The sequence below is a fragment of the Acidithiobacillus sp. TH-A67 genome, assembly GCF_057473545.1.
In genome coordinates, this window is record NZ_JBYCKU010000063.1 from 1 (window position 1) to 21,566 (window position 21,566).

Annotated in this window: 19 protein-coding genes and 1 tRNA gene; 19 read left to right on the forward strand and 1 reads right to left on the reverse strand. The window is 57.9% G+C overall.

Going from position 1 to position 21,566, the window contains the following annotated elements; all coding sequences use genetic code 11:
* Positions 1-331 precede the first annotated feature (331 nt).
* The 5 genes from AC2VNM_RS10155 to AC2VNM_RS10175 all read left to right on the forward strand — a co-directional run bounded on the left by AC2VNM_RS10155 (position 332) and on the right by AC2VNM_RS10175 (position 4,990).
* A complete protein-coding gene (locus tag AC2VNM_RS10155; protein ID WP_483164962.1) occupies positions 332-943 on the forward strand; it encodes a C40 family peptidase in 612 nt (203 codons plus the stop codon).
* Between the two features lie 125 nt (positions 944-1,068).
* Positions 1,069-2,241, forward strand: coding sequence for a lytic murein transglycosylase (locus AC2VNM_RS10160; protein ID WP_483164961.1), 1,173 nt, complete (start codon positions 1,069-1,071; stop codon positions 2,239-2,241).
* Positions 2,242-2,295: 54 nt separating this feature from the next.
* Positions 2,296-3,627 (forward strand): TRZ/ATZ family hydrolase, encoded by a 1,332-nt coding sequence (locus AC2VNM_RS10165; protein ID WP_483164960.1) that lies wholly within the window; start codon positions 2,296-2,298, stop codon positions 3,625-3,627.
* Positions 3,627-4,331, forward strand: coding sequence for a bifunctional 2-polyprenyl-6-hydroxyphenol methylase/3-demethylubiquinol 3-O-methyltransferase UbiG (ubiG, locus tag AC2VNM_RS10170; RefSeq protein ID WP_483164959.1), 705 nt, complete (start codon positions 3,627-3,629; stop codon positions 4,329-4,331). The genes AC2VNM_RS10165 and ubiG overlap by 1 nt, the downstream gene beginning before the upstream one ends.
* A complete protein-coding gene (locus AC2VNM_RS10175; RefSeq protein WP_486913247.1) occupies positions 4,328-4,990 on the forward strand; it encodes an HAD family hydrolase in 663 nt (220 codons plus the stop codon). The genes ubiG and AC2VNM_RS10175 overlap by 4 nt, the downstream gene beginning before the upstream one ends.
* Here the strand turns inward: AC2VNM_RS10175 and AC2VNM_RS10180 are convergent.
* Positions 4,964-5,818 carry a DMT family transporter gene (locus AC2VNM_RS10180; RefSeq protein WP_483164957.1) on the reverse strand — a complete coding sequence of 285 codons (855 nt, stop codon included), beginning with the start codon at positions 5,816-5,818 and terminating at the stop codon, positions 4,964-4,966. The genes AC2VNM_RS10175 and AC2VNM_RS10180 overlap by 27 nt on opposite strands.
* Positions 5,819-5,944: 126 nt before the next feature.
* Here AC2VNM_RS10180 and dapC point away from each other — a divergent pair, with 126 nt between their 5' ends.
* The 14 genes from dapC to AC2VNM_RS10250 all read left to right on the forward strand — a co-directional run bounded on the left by dapC (position 5,945) and on the right by AC2VNM_RS10250 (position 21,265).
* Positions 5,945-7,123: a succinyldiaminopimelate transaminase gene (gene dapC, locus AC2VNM_RS10185; RefSeq protein ID WP_483164956.1), complete on the forward strand. Its 1,179-nt coding sequence runs from the start codon at positions 5,945-5,947 to the stop codon at positions 7,121-7,123.
* A 20-nt stretch (positions 7,124-7,143) separates the two neighbouring features.
* Entirely contained in the window at positions 7,144-7,965 is an 822-nt protein-coding gene (gene dapD / locus AC2VNM_RS10190; protein WP_483164955.1) for a 2,3,4,5-tetrahydropyridine-2,6-dicarboxylate N-succinyltransferase, read from the forward strand.
* Positions 7,965-9,101: a succinyl-diaminopimelate desuccinylase gene (gene dapE, locus AC2VNM_RS10195; protein ID WP_483164954.1), complete on the forward strand. Its 1,137-nt coding sequence runs from the start codon at positions 7,965-7,967 to the stop codon at positions 9,099-9,101. Before dapD ends, dapE begins: the two co-directional genes overlap by 1 nt.
* The gene (locus tag AC2VNM_RS10200; protein ID WP_483164953.1) at positions 9,101-9,769 is read left to right on the forward strand and encodes a hypothetical protein; all 669 of its coding nucleotides are present in this window, start codon (positions 9,101-9,103) and stop codon (positions 9,767-9,769) included. Before dapE ends, AC2VNM_RS10200 begins: the two co-directional genes overlap by 1 nt.
* Position 9,770: 1 nt before the next feature.
* Complete coding sequence (locus tag AC2VNM_RS10205; protein WP_483167204.1) at positions 9,771-10,721, forward strand: sulfotransferase family protein; 951 nt, start codon at positions 9,771-9,773, stop codon at positions 10,719-10,721.
* Between the two features lie 53 nt (positions 10,722-10,774).
* On the forward strand, positions 10,775-13,174 hold the full coding sequence (gene ppsA / locus AC2VNM_RS10210; protein WP_483164951.1) for a phosphoenolpyruvate synthase: 2,400 nt from the start codon (positions 10,775-10,777) through the stop codon (positions 13,172-13,174).
* A 32-nt stretch (positions 13,175-13,206) separates the two neighbouring features.
* Positions 13,207-14,727, forward strand: a complete 1,521-nt coding sequence (gpmI, locus tag AC2VNM_RS10215; protein WP_483164950.1) for a 2,3-bisphosphoglycerate-independent phosphoglycerate mutase — start codon at positions 13,207-13,209, stop codon at positions 14,725-14,727.
* Between the two features lie 84 nt (positions 14,728-14,811).
* Complete coding sequence (locus AC2VNM_RS10220) at positions 14,812-15,165, forward strand: carboxymuconolactone decarboxylase family protein (protein ID WP_483164949.1); 354 nt, start codon at positions 14,812-14,814, stop codon at positions 15,163-15,165.
* Positions 15,158-16,207, forward strand: a complete 1,050-nt coding sequence (locus AC2VNM_RS10225) for a thiamine pyrophosphate-dependent enzyme (RefSeq protein ID WP_483164948.1) — start codon at positions 15,158-15,160, stop codon at positions 16,205-16,207. Before AC2VNM_RS10220 ends, AC2VNM_RS10225 begins: the two co-directional genes overlap by 8 nt.
* Positions 16,204-17,196 carry an alpha-ketoacid dehydrogenase subunit beta gene (locus tag AC2VNM_RS10230; protein WP_483164947.1) on the forward strand — a complete coding sequence of 331 codons (993 nt, stop codon included), beginning with the start codon at positions 16,204-16,206 and terminating at the stop codon, positions 17,194-17,196. The genes AC2VNM_RS10225 and AC2VNM_RS10230 overlap by 4 nt, the downstream gene beginning before the upstream one ends.
* A complete protein-coding gene (locus AC2VNM_RS10235; protein ID WP_483164946.1) occupies positions 17,193-18,383 on the forward strand; it encodes a dihydrolipoamide acetyltransferase family protein in 1,191 nt (396 codons plus the stop codon). Before AC2VNM_RS10230 ends, AC2VNM_RS10235 begins: the two co-directional genes overlap by 4 nt.
* 9 nt (positions 18,384-18,392) lie before the next feature.
* Complete coding sequence (locus AC2VNM_RS10240) at positions 18,393-19,559, forward strand: acetate/propionate family kinase (protein ID WP_483164945.1); 1,167 nt, start codon at positions 18,393-18,395, stop codon at positions 19,557-19,559.
* A gap of 101 nt (positions 19,560-19,660) precedes the next feature.
* A tRNA-Lys gene (locus AC2VNM_RS10245) sits at positions 19,661-19,736 on the forward strand.
* A 464-nt stretch (positions 19,737-20,200) separates the two neighbouring features.
* Complete coding sequence (locus tag AC2VNM_RS10250; RefSeq protein ID WP_486913248.1) at positions 20,201-21,265, forward strand: hypothetical protein; 1,065 nt, start codon at positions 20,201-20,203, stop codon at positions 21,263-21,265.
* Positions 21,266-21,566: the final 301 nt, after the last annotated feature.

A 21,566-nucleotide genomic window follows, 5' to 3' on the forward strand; every position in this document is an offset into this window, starting at 1 on the left:
ATGTCGCATAATGGTGATTATGTTAAATCATCAACTCGGCCCCGCAAACCTGTCCACAGGGCACTTGAAGTACTGAGCCTGCCTGTCCTCCTTCCTCCATCTATTCATGCTCACAATGATCGTTAACAACGAGTCGAGAAGTTCAAGCATCAGGAGAAGATGAAGTTTTTTATATCATAGCGATGGACTTATGTCCTTGCGGCAAACCTGTATCCTCATCTTTCTTTGAGAGTGGAATTCAATACTATTTTCCGCGACAAGTTCCTCTTGCTAAAAAAAAGGTTTTGTTCTATAAACCGTTACAGATCGGAAAGAATAACGGGATGAATGCATGCGTAAATTAAAAAGCGTCAGTCCATATGCCCGATTCGCGGGCGTACTTTTCGTCGTTTCCTCACTGATACTCTCTGGTTGCGCGGAATATGGGGGTGGCAACGGCTGGCAGCCACCGGTCGCGACTCGATCTCCGACAACGACTCCGCAAAACAGTTATTCCTACTACGACTCCCATCGCGAAGCGACAGTTCTCGATGCAGTGCTGGTCAATGCCATTGCGCAAATTGGCAAGCCCTATGTATGGGGCGGCGAAAGCCGGCATCATGGATTTGACTGCAGCGGCCTGATTCAATATGTACTGCAAGAGGCGGGAGTAAGCGTGCCGCGTACCGCTCGGGCACAGGCCCTCGCCCTTCCAGCAGTTCCTTTCTCCCGCATTCGCAAAGGCGACCTAGTCTTTTTCAATACCATGGGCGCCCCGTATACCCATGTTGGCATTTATATCGGTGGTGGCCAATTCGTCAGCGCCCTAAATCGGCATGCCGGGATTACTGTGCAGAGCCTGCATAATCCCTATTGGGCACAACGTCTGGATGGCGTCAGGCGCCCCATGCCCCCGGAACTTCTTGCCATGCAGTCCTTGAATGACCACGTACTCAATCAATGAAGTTCTGGAAGGCTCGACCATGGGCCGTAGTCATCTGCGGCACGCAAGCGACTGATCTGCTGAGCAGGTTCTGAGCAGCGTGGATGGTAATTGATCAACAGATAATTTAGGTTTGCAGGAGCGTCATGAGTAACGTGAAACAAAGAGTTATTAGCGGCCCCATCCTGCTTGGCTGCACTCTACTCCTCAGCGCTTGTGCCAATCAGGTGAGTCCTGTCGCGCACAACAGCCAGGTCTACCCGCAACAAACGACTCCCGCCATTGCGCCGCAGCCCGTGCCGCCAGTACCGGCCGGTGCATCAGCACAACCTGCTCCAACTCGGCAGGTAGATTGCTCGCAGAACCTGTTCTTCCCCGGGTTTCCACAGAAATACCAAGTACAGCTGCGGAATTTCGCCTGCGCCTTACAGATCAAGTATCAGTTGCCCGAGCAGTGGGTCCTGCCTGCTCTCTACAATGCACGCTTCAACCAACGGGCTCTCGCCCTAATGACCCCGCCTCCTCCCTCTGCCACACCCTCCCAGCCGTACCCCTGGTGGCGCTATCGCGATCGCTTCGTGCGGACCGATCGCCTACAGCGAGGGGTAAATTTTTGGCAGGCGCATCAGAATATTATTGCGCAGGTTTCCCGAAGATATGGAGTCTCGCCGGAAATCCTCATGGGGATTCTGAATATTGAGACTGGCTTCGGTACGTTCCAGGGAAATTTCCCGGTGCTGGATGCAAACTTGTCTCTAGCCTTAGGACTGCCAGCGCGAAGCTCCTTCTTTTTGTACCAAACGGCCGAGACTATTCGTTTGGCACATCAATTGGGACAGCCCGTGTCTTCCTTGCGGGGATCCGAGGCTGGCGCGATGGGGATGTCGCAGTTCCTTGCGAGTAGCTATCTGAAATATGGAACCGTCTGGAATGATCCTCCCGGCGAAGGTTTGCCAGATCTGTGGCGCTCGGTACCAGATGTCTTGGCGTCAACTTCCAAATTCTTTCTTGGGCATGGCTGGCAGCCCGGACGGCCGGTTTTGCGCGAGGCCACCGTTCTGAATCCGGCACAGGCGACTGCCTTTCTGCATGGCCGCTATCCCCTGAGGGAGATCGAGCGTGCTGGCATTCGACCAAATATAGCAACACCGATGCCTGCCAGTACTCAAGTGGGACTGCTGCAGCTGGCCACCGAGCGAGGACCGCACTTCTTTATTGCCTATCCCAATTTTTACGCCATCATGGGCTACAATCCGAGCATTAACTATTCCGCTACGGTCTGGGCCTACGCGCAAGCCCTGCGAGCACGTCTGGGCTGAGACTTCCCTGCTGCCGTGCTACACTCCCGGAAATTCCAACTTCCGGGGTGTTGCGTGACGAAGAAATCGCTTTCTGACGTAGAACTACTCCTGCCTGAGTGGCTGGTCCCGATCGTTCCGGATGGCTTCCTTCCCGCCCATGGGATAGCGGTTCGGGATGGCAAAATTGTCGCAACGGGTCACCATGCTGATTTACGGGAGCGGTTCCCCGAGGCACAGCTTACTCCCCTCCCCGGCCAGGTTTTGTTGCCGGGTTTTGTGAATGTCCATACCCATGCTGCCATGACCCTCTTGCGCGGCCTGGCCGATGACCTACCGTTGATGGTCTGGCTGCAAGAGCACATCTGGCCGGCTGAGGGGCGCTTCGTCGCTCCCGACTTTGTGCGCGTAGGCACGCGCTTGGCCATCGCGGAAATGCTGCGCGGGGGTACTACCTGCTTCAACGATATGTATTTTTTTCCGCAGGAGGCGGCAGAAGTCGCGCAGGAGATGGGCATGCGCATGGTACTTGGCCATGTCATCATCGACTTCCCCACGACCTACACGCGCAATGCCGAAGACGCCCTGCGCCTAGCCGCGGAGCACGTCGCTATCCTAGGCAATCCTGCGCTGCTGCGCCACAGCATCGCGCCCCATGCACCCTACACGGTGAGTGACGGGCCGCTGCGGGAGGCCGCCGCACTGGCACGACAACACGGAAGCTTCCTGCATATGCATGTACACGAAACGGCTGGAGAAGTGCGCGATGCTTTGGCAGGAGATGACCGCCGCCCATTGCGTCGCCTGCACGAACTGGGATTGCTGAATGAGCGGTTTCTCGCCGTACACATGACGCAATTGAATGAAGACGACCTGGCCATCTGTAAGGAGACTGGCTTGCAGATTGCGCACTGCCCGGAGTCCAATCTCAAGCTGGGTTCGGGGATTGCCCCCGTTGCCACTCTCCTGGCGCAAGGTCAAGGAGTTGGCCTGGGTACCGATGGCGCAGCCAGCAATAACGACCTCGACATGCTCGGCGAATTGCGCACGGCAGCCCTGCTCGCCAAAGGACGGGAAGGCGATCCTACCGCTTTGCCCGCCAAGCAGGCGCTGTATATGGCGACTCTGGGCGGAGCGCGGGTCCTGGGTTGGGAAAAGGAGACTGGTAGCCTGGAGGTCGGCAAGGCAGCCGACTGCGTCGCAATCAGTCTCGATCATCCCGCCACCAGTCCGGTCTACGACCCCATCTCGCAGCTCGTGTACTGCGCTGGTCGCGATCAGGTGCGCAACGTTTGGGTGGCGGGCGTACAGAAAATACAGGATGGCCGGGCGCTGCAATGGGATGATGCCGAACTCGGCCGGGAAGCGCAGGACTGGGCCCTGCGCATTGCACGGGAGAGCAGCTGATGAGTAATCTGGATCCAGCGGAGATCGACAAGTTTCAGTCCTTCGCAAATGCCTGGTGGGACCCCCAGGGCCCACTCCACACTTTGCATGAAATCAATCCGCTACGTCTACAATATATCAACGAAAAAGCACCCGGTGGATTGCGCGGCAAGCGCGTGCTGGATGTCGGCTGCGGTGCCGGTATCCTGAGCGAATCCATGGCCCGGCAGGGTGCGGAAGTACTGGGGATCGATCTAGCTGAAGACGCGATTCAGGCGGGTAAGCAACATGCCGCAGAGCAGGGAATCGAAATGCAATATCGTGCAGTCGCCGTGGAGGATCTCGCGGCGGCAGAGCCCGAAAGCTACGATGTCGTGACCTGCATGGAGATGCTCGAACACGTCCCTGACCCCGCTTCCATTATTGCCTCCTGCGCAAAATTGGTAAAACCCGGGGGAGATGTGTTTCTCTCCACCCTCAACCGTAACCCGAAAAGTTATCTCTATGCCATTGTTGGTGCCGAATATCTCTTGGGTCTGTTGCCCCGCGGCACCCATGACTATGAAAAATTCTTACGACCGAGTGAATTGCTGGACATGATTCGCGCCAGCGGTCTGCGCCTGCGCGATCTGCAAGGCATGCACTATGACCCTTGGCGGCGCGCGGCACGGCTGACGGGTGACGTAAGCGTGAACTATCTTTGTCATTGCCAGAAGCCTGCATGATGCGTTGGCAGGCTCTACTCTTTGATTTGGATGGCACCCTGGTGGACAGTGCGCCGGATCTGGTCGCTGCCGTGCAGGATCTGGCCAGAGAGCGAAATCTACCAGTACCCGCGTTCGACGCACTCCGCCGGATGGCCTCTCATGGTGCGCCGGGGCTGCTCGGGACGGCATTTGCCATAACCCCCGCTGATCCCGACTATGTCCAGATGCGAGTGGATTTTTTGCGCCTGTATCGCGCCCGCGCGCACCGCGCCAGCGTCCTCTTCCCCGGAATCCCGGAAACTCTGCGGTACCTCTCGGAAATGCAAATTCCTTGGGCCATCGTCACCAACAAAAGCGAGGAGTTGACCCACGATTTATTGGCCACTCTCGCCCTGCCCTATCCTCCTGCCATCGTAGTTGGTGGCGACACCACCGAGAAGGCTAAGCCCTCGCCCCTGCCGGTGCAGTATGCCCTGCGGCATCTTGGAATCGAGCCCGAGGCGACCGTGTTTCTAGGAGATGATCGCCGTGACATCGAAGCCGCCCACGCGGCAGGTTGTCGCGCCTGGGCTGCGGCCTGGGGCTATTGGCAGGAGTCCGATCCGCCCAGCGCCTGGGGAGCCAATGCGGTGCTGGAAGACGCCGACGCCTTACGCGCCCGCCTTTTGGCGAATTAACTGCACGAGAGAAGCAGACAGAATCAGTGCTGCCCCCGCGATTTCGATAAGGCTCATCGACTGATTTGCCCAAATCCAGGCAGAGACAGCACCCACAATGACCTCGATCGGCATAATTACTGCGGAAATCCGGATGGGTAAACGGCTGACCCCATAGATGGTGCTGGCAGTAGCGAAACCGACCCAGAACCAGGCAAAAAGGGGAAGGAAGAGCACTGGCCAGTGGGACACGGACGGCCAAGCCTCATTGACGGCAAAGGCCAAGGCAATGATGGCGCAGCCCCACCAGATGGCGACCGCTCGGATGAGGTCAGAGCTGAGACTGGTCCCGCGCAGCACGACATTACTCAAGGCAAAGGCAAAGCCGCTGCTCACAGCAAAAAACAGCGTGACCAGCCCGGCTGCGCGCAAATCCAGATTTCCCTGCACAACCACCAGTACGGTGCCGGACACCGCGAGCAGCACGGCCAAGGCACCACGCCAGCCGATGGCCTCTTTCAGGAAGACGCGGGCGAGCAATACTGCCCAGACCGGCGACAGGTAAAAAAGGAGCAGGACGATGACGACCTGCCCGTGAAACAGGGCCATCATGAACGCCACATTGGTCCAGCCACCAAACAGTGCGAGCCAGAAAAGACTGCGCCAATCGCCACGACGGACTTTGGCAGCGCCACGCCGCCAGGCCAGAAGGCTCCCAGCCGCCGCCAGCAAAAGATAGGTGATGGCGATCAGCCAGGGGCCGCCAAAGCCTTGCGCGGTAAAAAAGTGCAAGGGCCACCAATAGGTGCCCCATAGGCCAGCGCCCAGAATCAGGCTCAAAACCGGCAACAGCTGCGTAAAATGTGGTGAGGAACTCCCGGACACTTGTCAGCGCTGCCTGCTTGGCCCAAACTTTTGCGGATGAATCATGTTCACTCAGATCCCGTGACGCGCTGATGGGGAGGCGATTGTAAAATGAACCCACGGCTGTCGTCACTGCAGGCATACCCCTTTGAGCGTCTGCGCGATTTGCTGGCCGGTGTACACCCCCCGGCCCTGCCCCTGATCGATTTTTCCATCGGGGAACCGCGGCATCCTGCTCCCGCCCTGGTGGTGGAAAGCATCATCGAACATCTGCATGGCCTTGCGGAGTACCCCAAAGTCCTCGGCTCGGACGCCTTGCGTAAGGCGATCGCGGCTTGGGCATCCCGGCGCTTCACCCTGCCCGAGGGCTTCCTCGATCCCGAAAAGCACATTCTTCCCGCCAACGGCAGTCGTGAGGCGCTCTTTAGCGTTGCCCAGGCACTAATGGATAGTGGCTCCGGCAAGGGTTTGATTCTTTTACCCAACCCTTTCTATCAGATCTACGAGGGCGCGGCGATTCTTGGGGGAGCACAGCCGTACTATCTCAATTGCGAAGCTAGCGGCCAGCCGAACTACCGGGCGGTAGCGCCGGAGATCTGGCGGCGTTGTGCCCTGCTCTACGTGAACAGCCCGCACAATCCCACCGGGGCTGCCTTGCAGGCGGAGGATTGGGATTTTTTGGTCGCCACGGCGCGGCAATATGATTTCATTTTGGCGGCGGATGAATGCTACAGCGAGGTCTACTTCGATGCACCTCCGGCTGGGGTGCTGAGCGCCGCAGCCCGCAGCGGCTCTTTGGCAAAGGTTTTGGCATTTCACAGCCTCTCCAAGCGTTCCAGTATCCCTGGTGCGCGCAGCGGCTTCGTTGCTGGTGACGCAGAGCTGTTGGCGGCTTTCCGGCTCTATCGCACCTACCTGGGTAATGCCATGCCGCCCTTCATCCAGGCCGCGTCGGCGGCGGCCTGGGGCGACGAAAAACATGTCATTGCCATGCGCGAGGACTACGCAGAGAAATTTGCGGCGGCGGCGGAAATCCTGGGTGATCTCCTCCCCGTCGAACGTCCCGATGGTGGCTTTTATCTCTGGTTGCAGGTGGGCGATGGCGAGGCCTTTACCCGCGATCTCTACGCGGCCCAACACGTACGCTGCCTGCCCGGCACCTATCTGGCACGTGCGGCGCATGGGGCCCATCCTGGCGTCGAGCGCGTGCGCATCGCCCTGGTTGGTCCTCTGGACATTTGTCGTGAAGGGCTGATCAGAATCCGTAAGTTTCTCCAAATATCCTCTTGATCCTAAAAGGAAATTATCTAGTGACTGCATTGCAAGAAATCATCGATACGGCCTGGGAACAGCGGGCCGAAATCTCCCCCAAACAGGCCCCCGCAGAGCTGCGCGAGGCAGTGCACCAGGTACTCGAAGGGCTCGACAAGGGCGTGCTACGCGTGGCCGAAAAGATCAACGGGCAGTGGCACACCCATCAGTGGATCAAGAAGGCGGTGCTGCTCTCCTTTCGCCTGCAAGACAATTTCCGCATGAATGGCGGCGAGACACAGTATTACGACAAGGTGCTAGGCAAGTTCAGCGATTACAACAGCAACGACTTCCGCACTGGCGGATTTCGCGTGGTGCCGCCGGCGACCGTGCGCAAAGGGGCATTCATTGGTCGCAATTGTGTGCTCATGCCCTCTTTCGTCAATATCGGCGCCTATGTCGATGAGGGTACGATGGTCGACACTTGGGCGACGGTGGGTTCCTGCGCGCAGATCGGTAAGAATGTGCATCTTTCCGGTGGCGTCGGTATCGGCGGCGTTCTGGAACCACTCCAGGCTAACCCCACCATCATCGAAGACAATTGCTTCATCGGCGCTCGCTCCGAAGTGGTGGAAGGAGTGATCGTCGAGGAAGGCTCGGTGATTTCCATGGGGGTGTTTTTGGGTGCCAGCACGCGGATCTTCGACCGCAGCACCGGCGAGATCAGCTACGGCCGAGTGCCCGCCGGTTCGGTGGTGGTATCCGGTAATCTGCCCTCCAAGGACGGCAGTTACAGTCTCTATTGTGCCGTGATCGTCAAAAAGGTCGATGCCAAAACCTTGAGCAAGGTCGGCATCAACGAAATTCTGCGCGATCTCTGATGCGCGTTCTCGACTACAGCAAGGAACTGATTGCCCGCCAATCGGTAACGCCCGCGGATGCGGGCTGTCAGGAGTGGATGATCGAGAAGCTTGCGGCGCTCGGATTTACCATCGAGCACATGCCTGCCGGCGGCGTAGAGAACTTCTGGGCCGTACACGGTGCAGAGGGCCCCGTGTTCTGCTTTGCCGGACACACCGATGTCGTCCCGACCGGGCCGCTCGATGCCTGGCATAGCGATCCTTTCGTGCCGACCATTCGCGATGGGAATCTGTATGGCCGGGGGGCTGCCGACATGAAGGGAAGTCTCGCGGCAATGCTGGTAGCGGCCGAGGATTTTCTGCGCGACTCGCCCGAGCATTCAGGTCGCATTGCTTTTCTGATCACCTCCGATGAGGAGGGCGTCGCTACCCATGGTACCCGCCACGTAGTCGAGCAACTCCTCTCCCGTGGTGAACGGATCGACTACTGCCTTGTCGGCGAGCCTTCTTCGGAAGAAAGCCTGGCCGATGTGGTCAAGAATGGCCGCCGTGGTTCCCTCAATGGCACCCTCCGCATCCTCGGTGTGCAGGGCCATGTGGCCTACCCGGAGAAGGCGGAAAACCCGATTCATCGGTCCTTGCAAGCCCTCCAGGAACTCGTCGGACGTGAATGGGATGCCGGCAGCCCCGACTTCCCCCCCACGTGCCTGCAGATCTCGAATATCCACGCTGGCACCGGCGCTACCAATGTCATTCCCGGTGTGCTCGAGCTGCAATTCAATTTTCGCTTTTCGCCAGCATCCAACGTGAAGGACCTGCAAGCAGCCGTACAGGAAATTCTGGATCGTAACCAGTTGCGCTACGAGCTGGACTGGCAGTTCTCCGGGCCGCCATTCTATACCGCGCCCGGCAAGTTATTGGATGCGGTGCAAACGGGCATCACCGAGATCATGGGGCGGCCGGCAAAGCTGTCCACTGGGGGTGGCACCTCCGATGGCCGCTTCATTGCCCAGCTGGGCGGTGAGGTGGTGGAGCTTGGTCCCTGCAATGCGAGTATCCATAAGATTGACGAGCATGTGGCTCTCGCCGAGCTGGAGCGCCTGCCGCAGATTTACCTTGCTTCCCTCCGCGCCATGTTCGCTTCGGGAGGGGTATAGTGATCGTGTTGCGCCTGGCGACAGCACTTCTGCTGATTTATGTGCCCGTTGCCATGGCCAATACCCCAGTCCTGCAAAGTGCTTGTCAATTGGCCGACTCCCGTGCCATTCCCCATCCCCCACTTCGTGGTATGGCGACCTGGCTTGCTTGGCAGGACAACGGATCGAGAATGCAAAGCAGCCCTGAGAAGGAGCTAACGGCAGCCAGTAGCGTGCTTCCCTCGCCATCTTGCGCGCTGGTCGAAAATCTTACCAATCATCGCCGCGTAGCTGTTCTGATCGACCAAAAGAGCCCCCCTGGCAGTTTTGGCTTGCTACAGCTGGGATCTGGCGCAGCTCGGGCATTGGATATTTTCGCTACGACTCCGATTGCGGTGGCGGGCTTGGCTGCTGCCGCCGCGGATGCCGCGGCACCAACGATGGCGGCGACCTCCGACCAGCATTATCTTTGGTCTGCGGCATATTCCAGTATCCATATGGCGCAAATGGCGTGGGAAAAGACGCAGCGTGCCGGTATCGCGAAAACACAGATCGCTCCCGGCATTGATCATGGATCTTGGGCCTATCGTTTGCGCTTGGGTCCTCTACCCAGCGGCCTTTCACCAAGCATTCTGGCGCAAACCCTGCGCCATGCCGGATTTCCGTTTCATACATCAGAAAATGAGTAAGATGCAAAATTGGCCTAATTTATTTATCGTCGGTGCGGTAAAAAGTGGGACCACTTCCCTTTGGGCGTATCTCAAGCAACATCCTGAGATCTATTTTCCGGAGATGAAAGAGCCGCATTATTTCTCGCACCCGCATCCGGCTCCGGAACAACGTCACTGTATCCGCTATATCAGTTCCGAAGAGCAGTATCTGCGACTGTATCAGGATTCGGGCCAGGTGACGTATCGGGGCGATGCCAGCCCTTCCTACCTGTGGTCGGAAGTCGCCGTGCAGGAAATCGCGCAATATTGTCCATACAGCAAGGTCATCATCATCCTGCGCGATCCAGTACAGCGGGCCTATGCGCAATATCTGATGGACTTCAATGAGGGCGTTACCGATCTCGATTTTTACAGCGCCTTGCAACGGGACTGGACGCGTCCGGACAAAGGTTGGGGGGTATCCCAGTTATACGTTGAGCTGGGTTTGTACCATGACCAGATTCAGCGCTACTTTTCGCTTTTTGGTCGGAATCAGGTGAGAGTGCTTCTGTTGGAGGATCTGCAACGCAAACCGCTACAGGTTCTCCATGATCTGGCAGAATTTTTGCTGGTTTCTCCCTTACCGTTTCAGCGCATCGATTTCCATAGGGCGCACAACCATTACGCACGTCCCCGCGGCAACTGGGCCCGGCGACTGGCCGGGAACCCTCTCAGTCGGACCATTGGCGAATATTTTTTTCCGCAACGTTGGGGGGAATATATCTGGCGCAATCTTTTTCTGCGGAAGGAGAAAAAGCCCGCCATTGATCCGCAAGCTCGGGACTGGCTGATTGAGCGCTTCCAGCCGGAAATGGCGCGGCTCGAAGGATTGCTGCAACGGCCCCTTCCAGAACTGCGACACAGTTGGCCAAAGGCTGAGCTTCTCAATGCGTCGGGCTACCCACTGTCGACGGAATCGTCCTTGCGGTAGCTAGAGATGGGGTCTATCTTCAAAGAAGCATTTCCTTTTGGGGGGGGCCTAGCGTGGAATACATCCGCTTCTTTGCCGAAATCGGGATTAATGATATTGCTTTAGTGGGCGGCAAAAATGCCTCGCTCGGGGAAATGTATCGGTCACTGCGTCCGCTGGGGGTACGGGTACCCAATGGCTTTGCCATTACCGCCCATGCCTATCGAGACCTGCTCAATCGCCACCAAGCGTGGCCCAGGCTCCACGAAATCCTCGACGGCTTGCAGCCGCATCAGGTCGAGGATCTTGCGCGGCGTGGCAAGGCAGCGCGGGAGCTGATTTACAGTCTGGAATTGCCCAAGCAACTGCAGGACGAGATTCTCGCCGCCTACGCCCGCCTGCGGGAGGAATATGGCGAAAATCTCTCGCTCGCCATCCGCTCTTCGGCCACCGCCGAAGATCTGCCCACCGCAAGCTTTGCAGGGCAGCAGGATACCTATCTCAATATCAGTGGTGAAGCGGATTTGCTCGACGCCTGCCGGCGTTGCTTTGCCAGTCTCTTCACCGATCGCGCCATTCACTACCGCATGGACGAAGGCTTCGATCATTTCCATGTCGCCCTTTCCATTGGCGTCATGAAGATGGTGCGCTCTGACCTTGCCAGCAGCGGTGTGATGTTTTCGCTGGACACAGAAACCGGTTTTCGCGACGTCATTTTCATCACCTCTTCTTACGGACTGGGAGAGAACGTCGTGCAGGGTGCGGTCAATCCCGACGAGTTCTATGTGTTCAAATCCGGCTTCCGACGGGGAAAGCGTGTGGTCTTGCGACGCGTTCTCGGCAGCAAAAAGCTGAAGATGGTCTACGCCGCCGGCAGTACCCATCATGGCGTGCGCAACATTGCCACCACGGCCGCCGAACAACAGCGCTTTTCCCTTGCGGACGAAGACGTGCTCACCCTCGCCGGCTATGCCATCCAGATTGAAGAACACTACAGCAAGGCGATTGGCGAAGAACGGCCGATGGATATGGAGTGGGCCAAGGATGGCGAAGACGGCCAACTTTACATCGTGCAGGCCCGGCCGGAGACCGTCGCCTCGCAGCGCAAGGGTACTGTGTTGCAGGAGTATTATCTGCGCGAGCGGGGTAGCATACTCGCCAGCGGACGCGCAGTAGGGAGCAAAATCGCTACGGGTCGGGCGCGACACGTTGCTACGTTGGAGGAACTGCATTTTTTCCAGCCAGGAGAGCTCCTCGTCGCCGACAATACCACTCCCGATTGGGAGCCGGTAATGAAGCTTGCCGCGGGTATCGTCACCGAGCGTGGTGGCCGTACCTGTCATGCCGCCATCATTGCCCGGGAATTGGGCATTCCGGCAGTGGTAGGGGCAGAGGGGGCCATGAGCCGGATCCCTGATGGGCAAGCAGCAACCCTCTCCTGCGCCGAGGGGGAGGTAGGCAACGTGTACGCCGGCACTCTGCGTTTTGAGGTGGTAGAGACTGATCTTTCTGGGTTGGCACGGCCGAAAACGGAAATCATGATGAATCTGGGCGATCCGGAGCTGGCCTTCCAGTTGCAAGCCTTGCCCAATGATGGCGTCGGACTGGCGCGCATGGAATTCATCATTGCCAATGCCATCAAGATCCATCCTTTGGCCCTGTTACATCCCGAACGGATCAGCGACGCGAAGGTGCGCCGGGAGATCAAGCGACTGACCGCAGAGTACTCGAGCCCGGAAGAATATTTCGTGCAACGTCTGTCCGAGGGGGTCGGGACCATTGCCGCTGCCTTTTATCCGAAACCCGTGGTGCTGCGTAGCTCGGACTTCAAGAGCAACGAGTATGCCGCGCTGATCGGGGGTACGGATTTCGAGCCTGAAGAAGCCAATCCTATGTTGGGTTTTCGCGGTGCCTCGCGTTACGCCCATCCCAATTATGAAGAGGGATTTCGCCTGGAATGTCGTGCGATTCTGCGCGTACGGGAGGAAATGGGGCTGGACAATGTCATTGTCATGCTGCCTTTCGTCCGCCGGGTGGAGGAAGCCGACGCAGTGTTGGCGAAGATGGCCGAGTTTGGCCTGCGTCGGGGCGAAAACGGCTTGCAGGTATACGCCATGTGCGAAGTGCCCAGCAACGTCTTGCTGATCGATGAGTTTGCCAAGCGCTTCGATGGCTTTTCCATCGGCAGCAACGACCTGACCCAGCTTGCGCTAGGGGTTGATCGCGACTCCGCCATCGTTGCCTTCGACTATGACGAGCGCGATCCCGCGGTAAAGGTGCTCATCCAACAGGCCGTAGAGGGCTGCCAGCGTAACCACATCCACTCCGGTCTCTGTGGCCAGGCGCCCTCGGATTATCCGGAAATGGCGGAATTTTTGGTACGACTGGGTATTGATTCCATCAGCCTCAATCCTGATACCATTCTCTCCACTACCCGTCAGGTGCTGGAGTTAGAGAAATCCCTGCACCGCTAAAATCGATTTTTTTGCTGGATGAGGAGCGTGGTATGCCCGACAAGAAAGTTCTGCTGGTGATTTTCGATGGCTTTGGCCTTAACCCCAGTCGTGCCTTCAATGGTTGGGCGCAGGCGCGGACTCCACATCTCGATCATTACTTTGCCAGCAACCCGCACAGTGCCCTGCAAGCCTCTGGGCGGGCGGTGGGCTTGCCGGATGGGCAGTTTGGCAATTCTGAGGTCGGTCATCTGACTCTGGGGTCCGGGCGCATTCTCAAACAGGACTTGCTGCGCATTGCCGATGCTATTACCGACGGGAGCCTGGAACGGTTGCCCAACTGGCAGAAAATGTTGCAAAAGGGCAAGCGCATCCATCTAATCGGCATGGTCTCCGATGGCGGCGTACATTCGCATATCGAGCATCTCCTGGGACTGCTACCCTTACTGGCACGAGCCGGTATGGAGCCGGTCATCCATTTCATCGCCGATGGTCGGGATACGCCGCCGCGCAGCGCCGATCGCTATGTGCAGCGTTTACAGGAGGCCTTGCAACAGCTCGGCACCGGCCATATCGCTACGCTCTTGGGCCGCTACTACGCCATGGACCGTGCCCAGCACTGGAAGCGTACAGAAAAGGCCTGGCGAGTCATGCTGCTTGGCGAGGGGCAATCGGCAGAGGATGCCCTGAGCGCCGTACAGGCGGGTTGGCAACGGGATGGCGGGGATGAGTTCATTCAGCCGACGGTGATTGGTGATCCGCAAAGGGCGCGCATCGCCGCCGATGAGCCAGTGCTTTTCTTCAATTTCCGCTCCGACCGCATGCGCCAGCTCTGCGCCGCCATCGCCCTTCCCAATTTTGCCGAGTTCGATCGCGGCAGTGAAAGCGCGCGTGTCAGTACCTGCATGACCGCCTATGACGAGAACTTTGACCTACCAGTGCTTTTCCCGACGGAAATCCCCGCGCAGGTGTTGGCAGAGGTCCTTGCCAATGCCGGCTTGGCACAGTTTCACTGTGCGGAAACCGAAAAGTACGCGCACGTGACCTATTTCTTCAATGGTGGGCGCGAACAACCTTTTGCTGGGGAAGAGCGCGAGATTATCCCCTCCCCTGCCGTTGCCACCTACGATCTGCAACCAGAGATGAGTGCGCCGGCAGTGGCGGATCGCGTCATTGGCGCACTGCGAGCGGACAAGTATGCGTTTGTGCTGGTCAATTTTGCCAATGGCGACATGGTCGGCCACACCGCTAAGATCCCTGCCATCCTGCGCGCCGTCGAAACCCTCGATCTGCAATTTCATCGCGTTGTACAGATGGCTCTGGCGCACGGGTATCGGGTCATTCTCAGCGCCGATCATGGTAATTGCGACGAAATGGTCGACCCCGTCAGTGGCGAACCGCACACCCAGCATACCGTCTACCCGGTGCCCTTTTTGTTGCTGGGCGAGCCCGGAGCGCGCCTCGGTATTGGTGCCGGTTTAGCCGACGTCGCGCCTACCGTGCTGGATCTGTTGGGAGTGGAGAAACCGCAAGAAATGACGGGGCGCAGCCTGCTCCTGCACTCCGAGCTGTAATAAGCGACTTGCTCATTCCCAGCAGACTGTCTACGCTAAATTCCGAGGGCTAGATCGGAATTGCCAACCTTTAGGGAGGTCGTCATGCCGGAAATGCAGGATCGCATCACGCAGATTGAAGAGCTCACCCACCGTCTCAAAGAACAATACCCTTCAGAAATCAACAGCTTTCTTGCTTTCATGGGAAAAGCAGAGGGAAGTCCAGCGCTGAGCAAAGCGCAAAAGGAACTCATCAATGTGGGCTTGGCCGTTGCGGCACAATGCGAGTGGTGTATCGCATTGCATGTTCATGGCGCCGTCAAGGCGGGCGCAAGCCGCGATGAGATCATGAGCGCCGCTTTCCAGGCAGTGCTCATGCATGGTGGTCCGGCCCTGATGTATCTGGTGCCGCTTAGCAAAGCCCTCGACGAGTTTCTGCCGGAGGCGGGCCATGCATAGCGTCGATCCCGTTTTTTTACTGCGCCAGATGCTGCGTGCTCGCGCCCTGGAAGAGACCGCGGCCCAGGAGTACGCCGCCGGCAGAATCGCCGGTTTTTTACACCTATACCCCGGGGAAGAGGCAGTGGCAGCCGGAGTGCTTAGTTGCGCCGAACCCGGCGACTACATCGTCAGCACCTACCGCGAACACGTACACGCCCTCCTGCGTGGTATTCCAGCGGCGGCCATTTTCGCGGAACTTCTCGGGAAAAAGACCGGGGTAAGCGGGGGAATGGGCGGTTCCATGCATCTCTTCGATGCGGAAAGACGCTTTCTGGGGGGGTACGCCATCGTCGGGGAGACCTTTCCCATTGCCCTGGGGGCTGGCTATGCCGTCGCCTATCGTCAGCTACCCGAGGCGGTCATCTGCTTCTTTGGCGACGGCGCGGTGAATCAGGGAACCTTCCATGAATCCCTGAACATGGCCGCCCTATGGCGTCTGCCTATCCTTTTTGTCTGCGAAAACAATCACTATCAGATCGGTACGGAAATCCATCGCCACTCTGCCGTGGTCGAGGTCTATCGCCGCGCCTGCGCCTACAATATTCCCGCCGAGCGGATCAATGGCATGGACGTCCTTGCGGTGCAGCAGGCGAGCGAGCAGGCCCTGGCACGCATTCGCGCCGGTGATGGCCCCCAGTTTCTCGAGTTGGAGACCTACCGCTACCGCGGCCATTCCATGGCCGATCCAGGCGCCTATCGTCCAGCCAGCGAGGTACAGGCCTACCAACGCCAGGATCCCATCAAAGAGTTGGAAGGCGAGTTGAGCACACAGGCCAATTGCCCCGCCGGCGATTGCGTACGGCAATTTCAGGAGCAATGCTGTGCCGCTGGTCACCTCAATAGCGAGAGACTGCAACGTCTGCAAGATGAAATCGCCGAGGAAATGCGCATAGCCCTCGCCGAAGCGCAGGCCGCAGCCGCGCCGAACCTTACCAAGGTGCAGGAAGTATTTCAGAAAAACCATCGCTTCGAGGACTTCTTTGGGAGGGGCGCAGCATGACGGAGATGCTCTACTGGCAGGCCCTGAATCGCGCCTTGGACGAAGAGATGGCGCAGGACGAAAAGGTGTTTCTTTTGGGTGAGGATGTCGGCCTGTACGGCGGCACCTACCGCGTCAGCGAAGGGCTCCTGGCCAAATATGGCGAGTGGCGGGTACGCGATACCCCGATCTCGGAAAACAGCTTTACCGGACTCGGTGTTGGCGCGGCGATGTTGGGACTGCGGCCAGTGGTGGAGATCATGACCATCAATTTCGCCCTCCTCGCCCTCGATGCCCTGATCAATATGGCCGCCAAGATTCCTTTCATGTCTGGCGGTCAGTTTTCCATGGGTTTGACGGTGCGAATGCCAAGCGGGGTCGCCAAACAGCTAGGGGCACAGCACTCGCAGCGACTCGAACATACCCTGATGAATGTTCCCGGCCTGCGCATTCTCGTTCCGGCAACCCCTCAGGATGCCTACTGGCAACTTCGACAGGCCATCCGCTCCGATGACCCGATCATCGTCCTCGAACACGAACTCCTGTATTTCCACAAAGGAGAAGTAGCGACGAACGCTACTCCTTTGCCCATACACGCCGCAGTGGTCCGGCGTCCGGGACGCGATCTGACTTGTATCGCCTATTCGCGCATGGTGGAAGTGGCCTTGGCGGCGGCGGAGGAGCTGGCAAGGGAGGGCATCGAGATGGAGGTCATCGACCTGCGCAGTCTCTCCCCCATCGACTGGGAGCCCTGTATACAGTCGGTTGGCAGGACCCATCGCGCCCTGGTCCTGGAAGAAGATTGCCGCTTTGCCGGTGCTGGCGCTGAAATCGTTGCGACCTTGCAAGAGCGCTGCTTCTATTATCTGGACCGCCCCATCCAGCGCACAGCCGGACTCGATCTTCCCACGCCCTTTGCGGCGGAGCTGGAGGCCGCCACGATCCCTAATGTCGAGCGGACCTGTCGATCAGCCAGAGACCTCGTCCAAATGTCAGGAGCACCCGTATGAAACAGGAAGTCATCATGCCCGTCCTGTCGGATACCATGCAGACAGGACGCTTGGTTCGCTGGAACAAGGCCGTCGGTGATGCGGTAAAAAAGGGAGATGCCCTCGCCGAAGTGGAAACCGACAAGGCGATACTGGATGTCGAGGCCTTCCAGGATGGGTTCTTGGCGGGCCCCCTGGCGCCAGTGGATACGGATATCCCGGTGCGTTCGGTGATCGCCTGGCTGGTGGATAGTAAAGAGGAGCTGGACACGACCTCTTCTGCAAGCAAGACTGCAGCTTCTGGCTCCATCGCCCAATCAGCCACCCCTGCAACGCCTGTCCCGAAGATATCTCAGGCAACGCCGCCACCAGCAGCCGCGCAAGAGTCGGTCCCTGTCGCACCTACCGAGCCATCCGCCCCGCGCGCAGCGGCAGATGGCGTTCTTGCCAGTCCGTATGCCCGTGCTCTGGCTCAGGAACTGGGTGTAGATCTGAACCTGTTGGGTACAGGCCCCATCGACAGTCGTCGCGTACTTGCGACGGCACTGCGCGGCCCGCTGCCAGATCTCAGTGCCGGGCCTGATTACCAGATCGAGCGCCTCTCCGGTGTGCGTGCTGCGGCAGCTCGGAATATGCAGGATGCCGTGCAAACGCCAACCTTTCAGATTGGCGCACGCCTTCCCCTCAGTGCGCTGCAAACACAGGCCAAAGGTGCGAAACTCAGCCTCACCCTCGTTCTGGCAAGAGCCTCTGCGCTGACGGTCGCCGAAGACCCCTGGTTCAACCATCTCTGGACCCCCCAGGGGCTAGCCAAACGGGAACGGGTGGACGTGGCGATTGCCGTGGATACCGGTGATGCCCTGTTGACCCCAGTTCTGCGCGATGCGGCCCGACGCCCGCTCAAGGAACTGGCAGAAGACTGGCGCATTCTGCTCGGCAAGATCAAAAAAGGTCGCTTGGCTCCGGAGGATTATCGCGGCGGTACCTTCTATCTTTCCAATCTTGGCGTCTTTGACGTGGTGCACAACTTCGATGCCATCGTACCCCTGGGTGCTGCAGCCATCCTGGCAGTAGCGGCAACCCAGGCCGATGGCAGCAGTGAATGTACCCTGAGTTGTGACCATCGAGTGATCTTTGGCGCCGATGCCGCCCGCTTCCTGCAACGTCTGCGCGAGCGCATCAGCACCCCAGCCTGGCTGGATACATGAAGACTCCACATGACTGAGCTGGTTCTCGCCCTCAATAGCGGCTCGTCTTCCCTCAAGTTCGCTCTTTACGAATATGCCGACGAGAGCGGGCAAAGGCTGGGAGAAGGCGCGATCGAGCGCATTGGCCAGAGTGTCGGTCGACTGTGGTGGCGAGCAAAAAGCTCCAACATCGATCGCAATGCCGTTTTTCCTGATCATTCCAGCGCCCTGCGCGCTCTACTCGACTGTTTCCAGGAGCTGGGTGTGCAGCAACTCGCGGCGATTGGGCACCGCGTCGTTTCCGGCGGCCCAGACTTGCGCGAGCACTGCCGCATCGATGCACTGGTATTGCAAACCCTCCGGGCATCCTTGCGTTTTGCCCCTCTGCATCTTCCTGCCGAGATTGCCGTCATGGAGGCCGCCAACCAGCATTGGCCGCAAACCCCACAGTTCGCCTGCTTCGATACCGCCTTTCACCGCAGTATTCCAGAACTGGCGGCGCGCTACCCCCTGCCCCGCAATCTGTGGCAGGAAGGGGTACGAAAATATGGTTTTCATGGACTCTCTTATGAATACATCTGCACCCAAATTCCCAAGACCGGCCGGAGCATCATCGCGCACCTGGGGAATGGCGCCAGTCTGGCGGCAGTGCGGGACGGCGTCTGCGTGGATACCAGCATGGGGCTCAGCCCCACGGGCGGCGTAGTCATGGGCACCCGTTGCGGTGATCTCGACCCCGGGGTGCTTCTTTTTCTGCTCGAGGAAAAGGGCTATACCGCCAATCAGCTTGAACGGGTCCTGAACCATCTCTCCGGTTTGCTCGGTCTGTCCGGCATCAGTGGCGACATGCAGGTGCTGCTGGCGGCCCGGGACAACGAGCCACACGCCGCCTTCGCCATCAATGCTTTGGCCTACAGTGTGCGCAAGATGATCGGTAGTTTTCTGGCGGTTTTGGGAGGTGTGGATCGCTTGGTCTTTACGGGCGGAATCGGCGAGCATGCCGATCTGGTACGCGAGCTGATCTGCGCTCCCCTCGCCAGCCTGGGATTCGTCTTGGATAGCGCCGCCAATCAGGCCGAGCAGAGACGAATCTCCCAGACCGACAGCCCGGTAGAGATACTCTGCATTCCCACCGACGAAGACCGCATGATTGCCGCGCATAGCTATCGCCTTCTGCACCAAGCGTCTGATTCCTGAGAGCTACAAGGCGAAACATGGACAAGTCCGGTGCTTTCACTGCGTACTGGACGAGAGTTGGCCTTGCTTTGTCTGGGGATTTTGCTATTATTGTGCAGATTGGGTTGTTAGCTCAGTTGGTAGAGCAGCTGACTCTTAATCAGCGGGTCGTGGGTTCGATCCCCTCACAACCCACCAATCAAAACAGGCACTTAGGTAGATCACCTAGGTGCCTTTTTCTTGCTGTCTAAGATAGTGTCTAAGAGTGACCAGCGGAATCTCCCACGGATAAGGCTTTTGCAGTGGCTCCGATTCGTGCACATTATGGTTGTGGATAGAAGCGGGGATGGGTAGCAAGTATGCAGCGGATGCGGACGTTCGATGGGAACAGATGGGCTTGTTTCGGTAGTTTTCTTAGCTTAGCCTAAAAAGCTATAAGGTATACTGATTGTTGGGCGGGAACAGACCATGAAAATGGAAGCAGCCTCTGTCCAATGAGTGGCCGATCATCCAAATGCTAGTTTTATAAATACGCTGGCGTACCGGTTATTGGTAATCTTTTGTGCAGGACACTCTATGAAGTATCTTTCCAAACCCTATCCAAGAAACACAAACAGGTAGATAGTAGCAATAACCCTCAGGCCACCTAGGAACGCGGTGATATGGATTATGAAAATGAAATGGTCGGCAGATCGAGATGGGCGCAGAGAGCCCTGGAATACCCATATCTCTTCCCAGCAATCACCTTGGCGATTCTGGCGGTGCAGACGACGATTCTCTTCCTCACTGCAAAAACCGTATTTCCCAAACTATCTGCCAATGAACTTCCCTATTTCGTTTTGGTTACGACTGTCTTGCAGTTTCTATGGCCGGCCTATGTTGGCGGGATCGCCACCTGGGTCATTCGTCGCGCTGCCAAAAACGATCCCAGCTATTCTCTGCCCGTAGAGCCGCACTCATTGTTGATTCGACCACTCATCTGGCTGGCGCTTGCGGCGGGCACCGTTGCGACCGTTGTTACTGCTTTCATTGGAGGATTGATTGACTTGGCAAGCGCGACCTTAGGCAGTCAAGTAGCAGGAGTTTCGGGCGTGGTGGGCCTGGTGATTACGGTTCGCTCGTTGCGCCGTCTCTACCATCTACCCAGGGGAGCTAGCCTAAAAATCTATTTCGCTATACTTGCCCCATTTCTTCTGATCGCCGTTCTTGGCATCCTGGCCGCCATCGCAATTCCCCAGTACCAGCAATACGAACGGCAGGTGCAACTGCACCGGAAACAAGTTAACAAAGCTGCTCCAGCGGAAGTAGCGCCACCTACTCAGGCTCCAGCCACTATTTCTTCTGTTCCTCAAGGCGGTAACGACGATTCTGATTACCGGCCGGCGACACCGGACTATCAACGTAAAATCGGTCAGGAAGTAGCACGCGAAGGTGGGTACTTGCGGCATGAAAAAGAGATTAAGCTAATCCAGGAGGTTGGACATCCCGTGCCAATGCAAACTGGACAATGCTCGCTGGAATTATATCTGAGACCAGATGGATTAGTTCAGCATGCGCGGGTCTTGCGCTGCTTTAATCCTGCAATTCAACACTACACGCTGGAGGCTATCCGCGATGTACACAAGTTCCCGGCTCCAGATCACGATACTGAGGTATATATTGGGATTTCCTACCCATGGGCGATCCCGGTGCACGCCCCCTGGAGGTATGAACGGTCGCAGCAGTGACCAGATGGGTGAGCAGTGGCAGTTTTTGGACATCTGACTGAAGAGAATCCCAAGCTACCGCTTCAAGCAGCATCCACCAAGCTCAATTACGCTGTGTAACCGTCCAAACCATGCCGTTATTGCCCCAATTGCGGTTATCTGAGTCTTTTTTTGTCGGCGGCTGGCGGTTGGGGCTGGACGGGTCCAGCGTCCCTCACCGGCGAGAGGAGATGGGGTGGAACATTCCAGCTCTGGCCGTTGTCGGTGACCACGGTGACGGTCTTGCGATTGTATTTGACCACCCTGCCCAGCAAGCGTCCGC